A 14300-nucleotide genomic window follows, 5' to 3' on the forward strand; every position below is an offset into this window, starting at 1 on the left:
CCTATGCTGGAATTCTCCGGCCCGGTCTGGAGAATTCTGTTTCTATCCCAAATCAACGCCCCTCTGGCCCCTTCAAAGGCGCCCGAGGGGCGTTTTCATTATTCGGGGCAGACTGCGCTTTACGCTTCGCGCAGCGCCGAGGGCGCAGCGGTTGCTATAAGACGGTATGTTTCTGCTTGCGACCCGCCGCGGGTTATTCAGAAAGCGCGAATTTCAGGCGCGCGATTGGCTGACCTGCGCAGTCACACCAAAGCCTCGATCATCTGGCAGGGCATCCGCGACACATGCGGATCATCCCCAACCTGGCAGTTTTCCGACCGCGCGCGCAATCATGGCGCAGATGGGTTGATATACAGCTCTCGGTCGCGCCCCGATCTGAGCCACATTGTTCTTTTTAACATTTCCCCTGCCCTCATCCGTCTGGAAAATCCCGCGACCGCCTGGGAACCGCCATATACGGAACCTTAGCTTGACCCCTTCGCAACCGCGTATCAGACTCGGGGCGCGAGCAAGACAAATCCGGGTGGTCTGATTGAAAAGCGTTCTATGGCAAGGCGGGTGGGCAACCCGGCTGAGGATCGGCAGCGGGCTGATCCTGTTTGCCTTTGCCTTCTTTCACTTCATCAATATCGGGCTGGGCTTGTTCCACACCGATTACCTGCACGGAATGCAGGATGGGCGCCATGCCATCACGCGTCACGACATCGGCAGCGCGATCTTGTACGTGGCATTGTTGGTTCACGCCGGACTTGCCCTGTATTCGATCAGCCAACGCCGGACCCTGCGTATGCCGTTCAGCACTGGATTGCAGGTGATTCTGGGTCTGCTGATCCCGCTTCAGTTGATCGCGCATATCGTGCAAACGCGCTATGCCCATGAAATCTACGATGTGAACGACGAGATGGGCTATATCATCCTTCTGATGTGGCCCAATTCGGCGATCTGGATGCAAAGCCTTCTGCTGTTGCTCGTATGGATACATGCCTGCATCGGTTTGCATATGTGGCTGCGGTTGACCCATTGGTGGCACAAAACAGTACCCTACCTGATTGGCGTGGCCGTTTTTATCCCTTCGTTTGCGCTGGCCGGATTGCTGACGGAAGGGCGTCGTATCTGGTCGGATTTCGCCGACCCCTTCCTGCGTGAGCAATACATCGACCATTACAACTGGCCCTCACCCGAGGCATTTCAGACCATGTTCAGCGTAAAGGACAACGCCCTGATGGCGTTCTGGACGGCGTTGGGGGTGTCTCTGTCGGTGTTCGTGATCCGCAAGCTGTGGCGACGTCGGCATTCCGTGCGCATAAAATACGTCGAAGGCCCCGAGGTTGTGGCCGAAAAGGGTATGACCCTACTTGAGATTTCGCAGGCCAACGGCATACCGCACACCGCCCTGTGCGGTGGCAAGGGGCGCTGCACCACCTGTCGCGTAATTATCGAGGATGGCGCGGATCAACTGCCCGCCCCCAGCGAGACCGAGGCCCGCAGCCTGGCCGCCGTCAGCGCCCCCGAAGGTGCACGGCTGGCCTGTCAGATCCGCCCCACCGAACCGATCACCGCCTTTCGCATGTTCCGCCCCGATGGCGCGCGCAGCCGCGCCCATGCCAGTCAGGGTCAGGAGCGGCAATTGGCGGTGCTGTTTCTGGATATGCGCGGGTTCACGTCCCGGACCACCGGACAGCTACCCTATGACATCGTGTTCCTGCTGAACCGGTTCTTTGACGCAATCGTCCCGGCGATCACTGCGGATGGCGGGGTTGTCGACAAATACATGGGCGACGGCCTGTTGGCCGTATTCGAGACGCCCGACACCGAAAGCTCGGCCCGTGCAGGATTGAAAGCCACCGCAGATGTCAGCCGCGCCTTGCAGCGATTCAACCAGCAGTTAGAGACCGAAGGCAGCCCCCGGATACGCATCGGGATGGGCTTGCACCTGGGCGATTTGGTACTGGGCGAAATTGGCGCGGCAGGACATGCCGCGCGAACCATCATTGGCGACGCGGTCAATGTCGCCAGTCGGCTTGAAGCAGAAACCAAGGCCCTTGGGGTCGAACTGCTGGTTTCAGCAGATTTGTTGCACGCAGCGGGTCGGGACGGCGATCACGAAAACATACGATCCTTTCAACTGCGCGGCGTGACACAACCGATTCCCGCGCTGCCGGTTACCAGCGCCACAGACATGACGCCGGATATTGGCAGATAGGAACACACTCACGCTTTCCAGCCAAATTCCCGCCCACTGTAGGGATTACAGTCGTGAAAATCACGGTAATTCGGAAAATCCTTCCAATCCGAGGAAAAACCGCGCATATCGTCCTTTGTTTCGCGCGTATATATGGACTTCGATCAACGGTCGGGGCAAATCCCCCTTAAACGCCTTTCAATCACTGGCAAAATTCCACTTCGATAAGAGTATCCCAATGACGATGTTAAGCAATCTGGCACCGATCTCTGAACTGTTTGTCTCGTACGAGTCGGCGCAGAAACTGAAAGTTGAGGCCGCTGACCTGACCAGCTGGGACCTGAGCCCGCGTCAGATCTGCGATCTGGAACTTCTGATGAATGGCGGGTTCAACCCACTCAAAGGGTTCCTGTCCGAGGCTGACTACGACAACGTCGTCGAAAACATGCGACTGGCAGACGGCACCCTGTGGCCGATGCCCATCACCCTGGACGTCAGCGAAGACTTTGCCGAGACGATTGAGTTGGGTCAGGACATTGCCCTGCGCGATCAGGAAGGTGTGATCCTGGGCACCATGACCGTGACAGACCGCTGGACGCCGAACAAAGCGCGCGAGGCGGAAAAGGTCTTTGGTGCTGATGACGATGCGCACCCTGCGGTGAACTACCTGCACAATGTCGCGGGCAAGGTTTATCTGGGCGGTCCCATTGTCGGCATCCAGCAGCCTGTGCATTATGACTTCCGCGGTCGCCGCGACACCCCGAACGAATTGCGCGCCTATTTCCGCAAGCTGGGCTGGCGCCGTATCGTCGCGTTCCAAACCCGCAACCCGCTGCACCGCGCACATCAAGAGCTGACCTTCCGCGCCGCGAAAGAGGCACAGGCCAACCTGCTGATCCACCCGGTTGTCGGCATGACCAAACCGGGTGACGTCGATCACTTTACCCGCGTCCGCTGCTATGAGGCGGTGCTGGACAAATACCCGGCCTCGACCACGTCCATGTCGCTGCTGAATCTGGCGATGCGCATGGCTGGCCCGCGTGAGGCGGTCTGGCATGGGTTGATCCGCGCCAACCACGGCTGCACACACTTCATCGTCGGTCGCGACCATGCTGGCCCCGGCAAAAACTCGGCCGGTGAGGATTTCTATGGCCCCTACGATGCGCAGGACCTGTTCCGTCAGTTCCAGGATGAGATCGGCGTCGAAATGGTCGACTTCAAGCACATGGTCTATGTGCAGGAACGCGCCCAGTATGAGCCGAATGACGAGATCGCAGACAAGGAAAACGTCACGATCCTGAACATCTCGGGCACAGAACTGCGCCGCCGTCTGGCCGAAGGTTTGGAAATCCCCGAATGGTTCAGCTTCCCCGAGGTTGTGACCGAACTGCGCAAGACCAAACCGCCGCGCAGCCAGCAGGGCTTTACCGTGTTCTTCACTGGCTTCTCAGGCTCGGGCAAATCCACCATCGCCAACGCGCTTATGGTCAAGCTGATGGAAATGGGCGGTCGCCCGGTGACGCTGCTGGATGGTGACATCGTGCGGAAAAACCTGTCGTCGGAACTGGGCTTTTCGAAAGAGCACCGCGACCTGAACATCCGCCGCATCGGTTACGTGGCCAGCGAGATCACCAAGAATGGCGGCATCGCCATCTGCGCCCCGATCGCGCCTTATGCCACCACCCGCCGCGCGGTTCGCGAGGACGTCGAACAGTTCGGTGCCTTCTGCGAAGTGCACGTTGCCACCACGATCGAGGAATGCGAACGCCGCGACCGCAAGGGCCTGTACAAGCTGGCGCGTGAAGGCAAGATCAAGGAATTCACCGGGATTTCCGACCCTTACGACGTGCCTGCAAACCCAGAGCTGAGCGTCGAAACCGAAAATGTCGAGGTTGATAACTGCGCCCATCAGGTGCTGCTCAAGCTGGAAAGCATGGGTCTGATCGCTGCGTCATAAGCGCGAGTGATCACCTGATCAACGCAGCGGCCCCCGGACTCCGGGGGCCGTTTTCGTGTCCATGATTGACAAGCCACGATCCAGTTGTTGCTGTGCCCGAACCTGACACAAGCGCGACACGCATATGACATCCCCCTTGCCCACCATCGCCAGCTTCTGGTTCGGCTCTGATCTGAGCTGGATGGAGGCGCTTTGCATTCAATCCTATCTGGATCACGGCCACAATTTTGTCCTCTATGTCCCGCACGCGGTCAAAGGCATCCCAAACGGGGTCGAGGTTCGGCCTGCCACGGAAATCCTTTGGCCTGCGCCCTATGATGTTCGTGCTGACGACAGGTTGGGGGTCGCTGTGTTTTCAGACATCTTCCGGCTGCGGCTTTTGCAAAAGACCGATTCCATCTGGGTCGATCTGGACGCGTACTGCGTGAAACCATTCGATTTCTCATCTCCCTTTGTATTCGGACAAGCCCATTCCGGGCATTTCCCGACCGGCGTCCTGCGCCTGCCGGCCAGCTCTGAAACGTTGCAGCTGATGCTGGACTTTGTGACCTCGGCCAATCCGACCCAGCCATGGCGGGGCGCAAAGCTGCACCGGCGCAATCGACGGCGTGTCCGGCTGGGTGAGACCTGGGGAATTGAATCTCTGCCCTGGGGCAGTTCCGGCCCCAATGCCTTTGCGCATTTTTTGCGTCTGACCGAAGAAGGCAAGCACGCCATGGCGGCTGACGTTTTCTATCCTCTGGCCCCGCAGGCGTTGTGGAAATTACATGATCCCCGCGTGCGCGCCGCCGATATCGAAGGCGACGCCGTGCATTCGGTCCACTTCTACGGTCATCAAAAGAAACAGATGGCGACAAAGCTGCGCGGTTTGCCGATCAAGGGGTCTTATCTGGATCAACTCTGCGCCCGCCACGGGATAGACCCGGCCGCCAACCCCATCGTACCGCTGGATTGGATGAAACCTGCGCAGTCGGTAAGTTAGGCAGAGGCCCCATTCACCTGCGCACGCAACGTGCGCACGGCCCTGCCCTCAAAATCGCCAAGATCAGCCGCCTGATCCTGAATGGCCTGCAAATGCGGCAGACGCTGGGCGTAGTCCTGGGCCGAGGCTGCGTTGATCGCCTGTTGAATATCGGCCTCGGATTCGCACAGGATCATGCCGGACGTATCCATGAAATCACCGATATTCGGGCAGCCCCAGTAAATTGGAACCGTCGAACACAGGATCGCATCGGTCAGCTTTTCCGAGAAATAGTTCCTCTCGCGCACATTTTCGATCACCACGGAATAGCGATACGGGGCCAAGCCATCGGATTTGTTTTCAAAGGGCATGTAACCGCGGCCCATGATATCCACATCGGCACCGGTTTCACGAACCCAATCTATAAGCGAATGGCGCAGTTGGTGCCCAACAAGGTCGCGCTTGGCTGATGCGATCAGCGAGCAGAATTTGGTTTTCTCGACGGTCAGATCACGCCAATCCGGCACCATTGTCACGCCATAGGGCAGAAACACCGCGTTTGGGAGGCTGTTGAGCAGTACGTCGTGGAAAGTCAGCACCCGAAAGAACCGCCGCCACGTGTACCGCAGCATCCGATCATGTTTGGCATGAATCGCCGAGGGTTCCCCCATCATCAGCGAAATGCGCGCACGGGTGCCCCGGCGCAGGCGCAGATGCACGGTCGAATTGGGGTACATGATCAGGTGATCGGTGGGCTGCAGATCACCTACCGTCTTGCCGGTCAGGCGGTCGGGGCAACCTTCGGGCCAGATCAGATCAGACAATGGGACCGAGGCCAGTTTCGGCCCAAGGCGGTGGCCATACGGCAAGATCGCGATGGCGGGTTCGGTCATTGCAAGACCTCTGGCAGATCGACCTGACCGCGCATCAGAACGTGGCCGCGCCCGGCAACCTTGATGCCGGTCATCGCATCGGGCGGGCCGACCCGTGTAACGGTTGCCTGACCGGGGCGGCCCATGTCATGGCCCTGTTCCGCGATGAATGTATCCTTGGGCATAAGCCCATGTTTCCACAGATAAGCCGCCATCGCGCCGGTGGCCGAGCCGGTGAACGGATCCTCGGGCGGGCTGGGCGGCGCCAGCAACAGGCGCGAGAACGTATCCCCTGCCCCGGTCGCGCCCCTCAGTGTGACAAGGAAAGGTTCGGCCATGTCGGAACCAGAAAACCCGGCCTTTTCCGCAACCTTCCGCAGCGGTCCTTCAACCAGCTTGGCGGCGCGCAGGGCGTCGTGGTCCCGCAGAACGGTGACGCAGAATGGCAACCCGGTAGACACCATTTGCGGCGGCGAGATAATCGCATCCGCAGGCAGGCTGACCGCAGCGGCGACCAGATCGGCGGGCACATACGCCCCAAACTGCGGCGCGACCTGCGTCATCTCGATCTGCTCACCGTCGAGGTGAATTGAAACGATCCCCGCCCCGGTCTCCAGTGTCAGCGCGTCACCCTGAATCATTCCGCGCGACCGCATCGCGGCAACGGTGGCAATAGTAGGATGGCCGGCAAAGGGAATCTCTCGGCTGGCCAGATAATAACGCACCCGAATGTCGGCCACGTCCGAGGGGCCCGTGAACGTGCATTCGACCAAAGAGGTTTCGCGCACATATGCCATGCAGACATCCTGGGGCAGCGCCGCCCCACCATGAACCACAGCACAGCCGTTGCCGCCAAAGGCACGGTCGCTAAACGCGTCCACCCAGTCAAAATCGAACCAGCTCATGTCATGCGTCCTCTGTTATGCGACCCGCTACAGGTTCGCATATCTCGCCTTTGAGGTCACAGATGTCACGGGGAAAATCGCCCGATGGGGCCGTGTCAGTGCACGGCCACCGGCGAAAAATCATGCTCGCGCGCTAGAACAAAAGCCAGTTTGCGGTCGGCGACCAGCACCAGCTGTTGGCCTTCGGAATCATGCACCGCATAAAGCTGATCCAGGTCACCGGCCTGCTCACGCACTTCCCGAGGCAGATCAGCGACTTCAACCGTTTTGACATAGACGATGCGGTCGCCTTCAGCGTTGATTTCAATCGGTGTATTCATAGCTCTTACCCCTTTCTTATGTTGATCGTTTGCACCACGGCTTCCGGTATGGCGCGGGTCAGGTCCACATGCAGCAGACCGTTTTCCATGATCGCTTCGCCCACGTCGACCCCATCTGCCAGCACGAACATGCGCTGAAACTGACGTGCCGCGATGCCGCGATGCAGAAATATGCGCCCCTCGCTGTCGTCGCGTTGACGGCCCCGGATCACCAGCTGGCGATCTTCGATAGTGATCGACAGGTCCTCTTCTGCGAACCCGGCCACAGCCAGGGTGATACGGTACGAAAAATCCGAGGTCTGTTCGATGTTATAAGGCGGATACCCTTCGTTTCCGGCCTTTGCAGACCGTTCCAGAAGGCGTTCCAACTGCTCGAACCCCAAAAGATGCGGGTATGAGCCAAGAGTAAGTTTTGACACGTATTCTCGTCCTTTATTGCCAAAGCGACGTCTTTTGCGGCCCCGTTTCGGCAACCGCGTGTTATAGAATATGGGAAGAAACCCAGATGTCCACAAGGTCTGGCCGGATAAAGCCTGACACACTATCTTGTGTGGAAAGCACCACAATAAACACTGAGTCGCCCATGAACGCGCCCACCGATCTTTCGATGAAAACAGACGAGGTACTTCGGGTTGAGCTGGAGGTTTTCCGCCGCCAGCACCGTGATCTGGACGAGGCAATCGAAGCTTTGCAAGCCACCGGCACGTCTGATCAATTGACGATCAAGCGGCTGAAAAAGCAGAAACTGCGGCTGAAAGACATCATTCGCCTGATCGAAGACCGTCTGACCCCGGATATCATCGCCTGACGCCCCTGTACCGCATTGCCACAAATGCGGATTTGGCTATAGTGCGCGCTCTTTCTGGAAGGCAGGGACGCAAGCGGATGAGCGATGTAAAAGTGGGGATCATCATGGGCAGCCAGTCGGACTGGCCCACGATGAAACAAGCCGCCGATATTCTGGACGAACTGGGCATCGCGTATGAAAAACGCATCGTCTCGGCGCATCGCACACCTGATCGCTTGTGGGACTATGGTAAAACCGCCGTGTCGCGCGGGCTGCAGGTTATCATCGCGGGTGCTGGCGGGGCGGCGCATCTGCCGGGCATGATGGCCTCGAAAACGAGGGTGCCGGTGATCGGTGTTCCGGTGCAGACGCGGGCGCTGTCGGGTGTCGACTCGCTGTATTCCATCGTGCAGATGCCCAAAGGGTTCCCGGTGGCAACCATGGCCATCGGTGCAGCCGGGGGCGCGAATGCGGGCCTGATGGCGGCTGGAATTCTGGCCCTGCAGGACGACGCCCTGGCACAGCGGCTGGACGCGTGGCGCGAAGCTCTGTCGGCCTCGATCCCCGAGGAGCCCGTTGATGAGTGAGGCATTGCAACCCGGCGCAACGATCGGAATTCTGGGCGGCGGCCAACTGGGCCGGATGCTGTCGGTGGCGGCGGCCCGTCTGGGGTTTGTGACCCATATCTTTGAACCCGGTGCCAATCCACCTGCCGGGCAGGTGGCCGACCGTGTGACCACGGCCGCCTATGACGATGCCGACGCCCTGCGCGCCTTTGCGGGGTCGGTCGATGTCATCACCTATGAATTCGAAAACATCCCGACCCAAGCGCTGGATTTGCTTGAGGCGCATCGACCGATCCGTCCGGGCCGCGAGGCGCTGCGGGTCAGTCAGGACCGGCTGACCGAAAAGAATTTCCTTAAGGGTTTGGGCCTGAACACCGCCCCCTTTGCGGATATCACCGATCTGGACAGCCTGAACGCGGCAATTGCGCAGATTGGGACGCCTGCGATCCTCAAGACCCGCCGCTTTGGGTACGACGGCAAAGGTCAGGCGCGGCTGCGCACGCCTGAGGATGCCGAAACCGCGCTGGCTGATATGGCCGGCGCGCCTGCGATCCTCGAAGGGTTTGTTGAGTTTACCCACGAGGTTTCGATCATCGCTGCCCGCGGGCTGGACGGTCAGGTGGCCTGTTTCGACCCCGGTGAGAATGTGCACCTTGACGGCATCCTGCATACTACCACGGTTCCTGCCCGCCTGCGCCCGGCGCAGCGCACCGATGCTGTGCTGTTGGCCGCCAATATCCTTAACGCATTGGACTATGTCGGCGTCATGGGGGTTGAGCTGTTCGTGACACCCGCTGGCCTGATCGTGAATGAGATCGCGCCGCGCGTGCATAACTCGGGTCATTGGACGCAGAATGGCTGCGCGGTGGATCAGTTCGAACAACATATCCGTGCCGTGGCCGGGTGGTCTTTGGCAGATGGGCAGCGGCATTCCGACGTGGTCATGGAAAATCTGATCGGCGACGATATGGACCGCGTACCGGAACTGTCGCGGGAACGCGACGTGGCCCTGCATCTGTACGGCAAGGCCGAGGTCAAAGCGGGCCGCAAGATGGGTCACTTCAACCGTATCGCGCGCTAAGTTAGCCGACGAACCGCGCTGCGATGTCACCTGACATGTAACTGACCCGCCCGCCAGCCAGCGTGGCGGAGACGCGGTGGGTGTCGGCGTCCAGGATCACCAGATCGGCGCGTTGACCGGGGGCCAGTGTGCCCCGGTCTCGCAACCCCAAAACCCGCGCAGGTCCCGAAGACACCAGCGCCCACGCTCCTGCCAAATCCAGCAGGCCGGTTTTGGCAAGCATCAGCGCGGCACGGCGCGGACTGGGATAGTGATAGTCCGAGGCCAGGGCATCGCACAGCCCCATCGCAATCAAGTCCAACGCGCTGACATTGCCCTTATGCGACCCACCGCGCACCACGTTGGGCGAACCCAGAATGATGCGGTCCCCGGCCGCACAGGCGGCCTCGGCGGCCTCAAGCGTTTCGGGGAATTCCGCGATGTGCGCCCCGCGCGCGCGCCACTGGGCGCGGGTTTGGGCGGTGGCGTCGTCGTGGCTGCCCATGCGGACCCCTTGCTTGGTCAACGCCGCACAAAGCGCATCCAACGCCGGGGTGACTTCGTCCCGGCGAGCGTGCATGGATTTCAGCATTTCAAGGTGCTTTTCAGGGCTGCGGCCCGCCTTTAGCGCCTGCCCGGTCAGGCGAGGCGGTGTGCGCCCCTGTGCCAGCCGCTCATGCGGCAGGTGATCATTGAACACAATATAGGGCACCTGCCAGGCGGCAATACGATCAGGCAAGTCCGCATAGTCGTCCAGCATATGCGTCTCGAACCGCAATTGCGGCAGCAAATCGGTCACGACCCGGTCCCTGACCGACGCAATGGCGTCAAACACCTGCCCCGCGAATTCAGGGCCGCGCACGCCGCCCTCCCAACTGTGGAACTGGGCCAGAACGGCGGTGGTGATACCATTGGCGGCCAGCTCTGCCTCGACCGACAGGATGCCCTCGTCCATCTGCTTCATTGCCCCGCGGCGCGGCGCGATATGGCGCTCAAAACCATCGCCGTGCAGGTCGATGATGCCGGGCAGAACAAGATAACCGGTCAGATCAACGCGCCGCTCGGTGCGGTCAGTCTGAATGACACCCTCAGCCAGCGAAAGCTCGGCCGGTGTCACGCCGTCATCCGGCAGCAGTACCTCTGCGCCGGTCAGGGTCAGGTTCAGGGATGTCATTGTGTGGGTTCCGACGCGGGTTCCGAGCAATCCTGTCCGATGCAAATCTCGTCGATGATATCCATCACCCCGTCCAGCCAGGTGATCTGCGGATCGAACCGCCCGAATTCGATGAAATGCAGCGCCTGTGCCATCACAAGCGGGCTGTTCATCATGAAAGTATGCGTCACCGGCAGGACGATGTGGTCTTTCATCCCTTCAACCCGCGTCGTCGCGATCGAAACCTTGCCGTCATCCCTGCCCTCGATCATCGAGGAAAACAGCGGATTAAGCGAGTTCTGACCCGCAATCACGCCCAGATCGAACTCGACCGGCGGCAAATGGCGGGGAATACCTTCGGGGCCGGTGCCAAGCGCCAGACCGGCGGGGCCGTTCAGCATCCCGAAGACCTCCCATGCGCCCAGTTCATCCACTAGTTGGCTGCCCTGATTGGGCGGGCCAAGCATGACCACGCGCCCCAGATTTTCCGGGTGATTGTCCTGCAGCCAATAGCGCAAAAGAATGCCGCCCATCGAATGGGCCACGACGTTGACCGTGTCATCCCCACAGGCCGCGAACGCGTCCGGCAAGGTCTGATTGGCCAAATCCGGAATCGGCAGATCGGTCGAAGGATAACCGGGGCGCACGACGTTGTAATCATGCGCCTTGAACAGTTGATCCATAACGGCAAAGGACGCCTCGGTCCGGGCAAGCCCATGCAACAGCACCACGCATTTCGCCTGAGCCATGGCCGGAACAAGGAACAGAAAAAGGGCAAGCAGGTATCTCATAGCCGCCAGATAAAGCCTAACAAGGAGCGATTAAACCCCTAGCGCGGTTTCAAGCGCACAACTGCCAGCGCGATGCCCCCCAGAACCAGCGCCGCCCCCAGGATCAGGCGCAGGTTTGCGGTTTCTCCCAGCAATGTGACGCCGCCGACAATGGCAATGATAGGGACGCTCAGCTGCACCACAGCCGCCGTGGTCGGCGCAAGCTGCGGCAGGACACGGTACCAAAGCGCGTATCCCATCCCGGATGTGACACCTCCGGACAGGGCAGCAAGAAAGTATCCCGTTCCTGTCATGTGCCACCCGCCCCCTGTTGCCAGCAAGGCCAGTGCGGTGACGGGCAGAGCCACAATGAAATTGGCCGCTGTCCCGGTCAGCGCGTCCGGCTCGGACCGTCCCGCCACCGAATAGATCGCCCAACCGACACCGGCGGCGGTCATCAGTGCAGCGCCCACGGGGCTGACCTGAACAGTACCAGACGGCCAGAGCACATAAGCCAGCCCTGCAAGCGCAATCGCGGCACCGGCGACCTGTCGTCCGGTCGGGGCGCTGCCGGATACGGATGTCACAGCAAACATTGTAATTTGCACGACGCCGAACAGGATCAGCGCGCCCAACCCCGCATCCAGCGTCAGATAAGCGATAGAGAACCCGATCATATACAACGACAAAGATCCCGCCCCCACGATCCTGCGCCGGTTGCACAAAGGCAGATGCCCTGCCCGCAGCCCCACCAATACGGCCAGAACCACCGCGCCGGCCATTACCCGCACAACGGCAAAACCGGTCGGGTCGCTGGCACCGCTGTCGATGGCCAAACGGTTCAGGATCGAGTTCGCCGCAAAGGCGCACATGGTCAGGGCTGTCAGCAGGAACAGTTTCATATCAACCGCATAACGGTTTCGTCGGGCATTGCACACTCACTTTACTGCGCGGCCGACCTGCAAAAAGAAACGGGGCCGCCCAAAGGCGACCCCGTCTATTGTCTAAGTGGCAGTCCCTATCGGCAGCCTGGCCGTTGGGTCAGGCGCCTGTCGGGATCGTCAGAATTCGCCGGGGCGAATTCGACGTGCTTACATCATGCCGCCCATGCCGCCCATGTCGGGCATGCCGCCACCAGCAGCCGCGCCTTCTTTGGCGGGCTTGTCAGCAACCATTGCTTCGGTGGTGATCAGCAGACCAGCAACCGATGCCGCATCTTCCAGAGCGGTACGGACCACTTTGGCCGGGTCGATCACACCGAATGCGAACATGTCGCCATATTCTTCGGTCTGCGCGTTGAAGCCAAAAGCCGCTTCCGAAGATTCGCGAACCTTGCCAGCAACAACAGCGCCGTCGACGCCTGCGTTCTCGGCGATCTGGCGCAGCGGCGCTTCGATTGCTTTACGAACGATTGTGACACCAGCGTTCTGATCAGCGTTTGCGCCTTCCAGAGTTTCCAGCACTTTACCCGCCTGAACCAGGGAAACGCCACCGCCAACGACAACGCCTTCCTGAACAGCAGCGCGGGTCGCGTTCAGAGCATCGTCCACACGGTCTTTGCGCTCTTTCACTTCGACTTCGGTCATGCCACCGACGCGGATAACGGCAACACCGCCTGCCAGTTTGGCAACGCGCTCTTGCAGCTTCTCACGGTCGTAATCCGACGAGGTTTCTTCGATCTGAGTGCGGATCTGAGTAACACGCGCTTCGATCTCGGCCTTCTCGCCAGCACCATCGACGATGGTGGTTTCGTCTTTGGTGATTTCGATTTTCTTGGCGGTGCCCAGCATGTCCATGGTCACGGACTCAAGCTTCATGCCCAGATCTTCGCTGATGACCTGGCCACCGGTCAGGATTGCGATGTCCTGCAGCATGGCCTTGCGGCGATCGCCGAAGCCCGGTGCTTTGACAGCAGCAATTTTCAGGCCGCCGCGCAGTTTGTTGACAACCAGAGTTGCCAGCGCTTCGCCTTCAACATCCTCGGCAATGATCAGCAGCGGCTTTTGCGACTGGATCACCTGCTCGAGCAGCGGAACCATCGGCTGCAGCGAGGACAGTTTCTTTTCGTGCAGCAGGATCATGCAGTCGTCGAGATCTGCAATCATCTTGTCAGCATTGGTGACGAAGTAAGGCGACAGGTAGCCACGGTCGAACTGCATACCTTCGACAACATCGGTCTCAGTTTCCAGACCTTTGTTTTCTTCGACGGTGATAACGCCTTCGTTGCCAACCTTCTGCATCGCGTCTGCGATCTGCTGGCCGATTTCGGCTTCGCCGTTGGCCGAGATGGTGCCAACCTGCGCAACTTCTGCCGAGTCTTTGACTTCGCGCGAAGCGTCTTTGATGCCTTCAACAACCTTGGCGGTCGCCAGGTCGATGCCGCGCTTCAGGTCCATCGGGTTCAGGCCCGCTGCAACCTGCTTCAGACCTTCGCGAACGATTGCTTGTGCCAGAACGGTTGCGGTGGTGGTGCCGTCGCCGGCTTCGTCATTGGTGCGGCTGGCGACTTCTTTCACCATCTGCGCGCCCATGTTTTCGAACTTGTCTTCCAGTTCGATTTCCTTGGCAACCGATACACCGTCTTTGGTGATGCGCGGTGCGCCAAAGGATTTGTCCAGAACCACGTTGCGGCCTTTGGGGCCCAGGGTCACTTTGACAGCATCGGCCAGGATGTTCACACCTGCCAGCATACGGTTACGGGCATCGGTGTCGAACTTGACGTCCTTAGCAGCCATGTCGTTTCTCCTTGAGAAATATGTTGGAAATG

At 59.9% G+C, this 14300-nt stretch carries 15 protein-coding genes; 7 read left to right on the forward strand and 8 right to left on the reverse strand.

Going from position 1 to position 14300, the window contains the following annotated elements:
• Positions 1–3: 3 nt before the first annotated feature.
• The 4 genes from JT51_RS04885 to JT51_RS04900 all read left to right on the forward strand — a co-directional run bounded on the left by JT51_RS04885 (position 4) and on the right by JT51_RS04900 (position 5121).
• A complete protein-coding gene (locus tag JT51_RS04885) occupies positions 4–468 on the forward strand; it encodes an RES family NAD+ phosphorylase (protein WP_051927402.1) in 465 nt (154 codons plus the stop codon).
• Positions 469–532: 64 nt separating this feature from the next.
• On the forward strand, positions 533–2203 hold the full coding sequence (locus JT51_RS04890; RefSeq protein ID WP_037308487.1) for an adenylate/guanylate cyclase domain-containing protein: 1671 nt from the start codon (positions 533–535) through the stop codon (positions 2201–2203).
• A 217-nt stretch (positions 2204–2420) separates the two neighbouring features.
• Positions 2421–4139, forward strand: coding sequence for a bifunctional sulfate adenylyltransferase/adenylylsulfate kinase (locus JT51_RS04895; RefSeq protein WP_037308489.1), 1719 nt, complete (start codon positions 2421–2423; stop codon positions 4137–4139).
• Between the two features lie 124 nt (positions 4140–4263).
• Entirely contained in the window at positions 4264–5121 is an 858-nt protein-coding gene (locus JT51_RS04900; protein ID WP_037308492.1) for a hypothetical protein, read from the forward strand.
• On the opposite strand, the gene JT51_RS04905 is transcribed toward JT51_RS04900, so the two are convergent.
• From JT51_RS04905 to JT51_RS04920, 4 genes are all read right to left on the reverse strand, one after another.
• Positions 5118–5993, reverse strand: coding sequence for a hypothetical protein (locus tag JT51_RS04905; protein ID WP_037308495.1), 876 nt, complete (start codon positions 5991–5993; stop codon positions 5118–5120). The genes JT51_RS04900 and JT51_RS04905 overlap by 4 nt on opposite strands.
• The gene (locus tag JT51_RS04910; protein WP_037308498.1) at positions 5990–6877 is read right to left on the reverse strand and encodes a PhzF family phenazine biosynthesis protein; all 888 of its coding nucleotides are present in this window, start codon (positions 6875–6877) and stop codon (positions 5990–5992) included. The genes JT51_RS04905 and JT51_RS04910 overlap by 4 nt, the downstream gene beginning before the upstream one ends.
• Positions 6878–6972: 95 nt before the next feature.
• Positions 6973–7197, reverse strand: a complete 225-nt coding sequence (locus tag JT51_RS04915; protein WP_037308501.1) for a DUF1150 family protein — start codon at positions 7195–7197, stop codon at positions 6973–6975.
• A gap of 5 nt (positions 7198–7202) precedes the next feature.
• On the reverse strand, positions 7203–7616 hold the full coding sequence (locus JT51_RS04920; RefSeq protein WP_037308503.1) for an Hsp20 family protein: 414 nt from the start codon (positions 7614–7616) through the stop codon (positions 7203–7205).
• Positions 7617–7780: 164 nt separating this feature from the next.
• Between JT51_RS04920 and JT51_RS04925 the strand changes: the two genes are divergently transcribed.
• The 3 genes from JT51_RS04925 to JT51_RS04935 all read left to right on the forward strand — a co-directional run bounded on the left by JT51_RS04925 (position 7781) and on the right by JT51_RS04935 (position 9631).
• Entirely contained in the window at positions 7781–8005 is a 225-nt protein-coding gene (locus JT51_RS04925) for a YdcH family protein (RefSeq protein WP_037308505.1), read from the forward strand.
• A gap of 77 nt (positions 8006–8082) precedes the next feature.
• Positions 8083–8571, forward strand: a complete 489-nt coding sequence (gene purE / locus JT51_RS04930; protein ID WP_037308507.1) for a 5-(carboxyamino)imidazole ribonucleotide mutase — start codon at positions 8083–8085, stop codon at positions 8569–8571.
• A complete protein-coding gene (locus JT51_RS04935) occupies positions 8564–9631 on the forward strand; it encodes a 5-(carboxyamino)imidazole ribonucleotide synthase (RefSeq protein WP_037308509.1) in 1068 nt (355 codons plus the stop codon). The genes purE and JT51_RS04935 overlap by 8 nt, the downstream gene beginning before the upstream one ends.
• 1 nt (position 9632) lies before the next feature.
• Here the strand turns inward: JT51_RS04935 and JT51_RS04940 are convergent, their stop codons facing one another.
• The 4 genes from JT51_RS04940 to groL all read right to left on the reverse strand — a co-directional run bounded on the left by JT51_RS04940 (position 9633) and on the right by groL (position 14268).
• Positions 9633–10784 carry an alpha-D-ribose 1-methylphosphonate 5-triphosphate diphosphatase gene (locus tag JT51_RS04940; protein ID WP_037308511.1) on the reverse strand — a complete coding sequence of 384 codons (1152 nt, stop codon included), beginning with the start codon at positions 10782–10784 and terminating at the stop codon, positions 9633–9635.
• Positions 10781–11554 carry an alpha/beta fold hydrolase gene (locus tag JT51_RS04945; RefSeq protein WP_037308512.1) on the reverse strand — a complete coding sequence of 258 codons (774 nt, stop codon included), beginning with the start codon at positions 11552–11554 and terminating at the stop codon, positions 10781–10783. The genes JT51_RS04940 and JT51_RS04945 overlap by 4 nt, the downstream gene beginning before the upstream one ends.
• A gap of 38 nt (positions 11555–11592) precedes the next feature.
• The gene (locus JT51_RS04950; protein ID WP_037308514.1) at positions 11593–12435 is read right to left on the reverse strand and encodes a DMT family transporter; all 843 of its coding nucleotides are present in this window, start codon (positions 12433–12435) and stop codon (positions 11593–11595) included.
• Positions 12436–12624: 189 nt separating this feature from the next.
• On the reverse strand, positions 12625–14268 hold the full coding sequence (groL, locus tag JT51_RS04955; protein WP_037308518.1) for a chaperonin GroEL: 1644 nt from the start codon (positions 14266–14268) through the stop codon (positions 12625–12627).
• Positions 14269–14300: the final 32 nt, after the last annotated feature.

The organism is Ruegeria halocynthiae, assembly GCF_000743705.1.
GTDB classification, from domain to species: Bacteria; Pseudomonadota; Alphaproteobacteria; order Rhodobacterales; family Rhodobacteraceae; genus Ruegeria; species Ruegeria halocynthiae_B.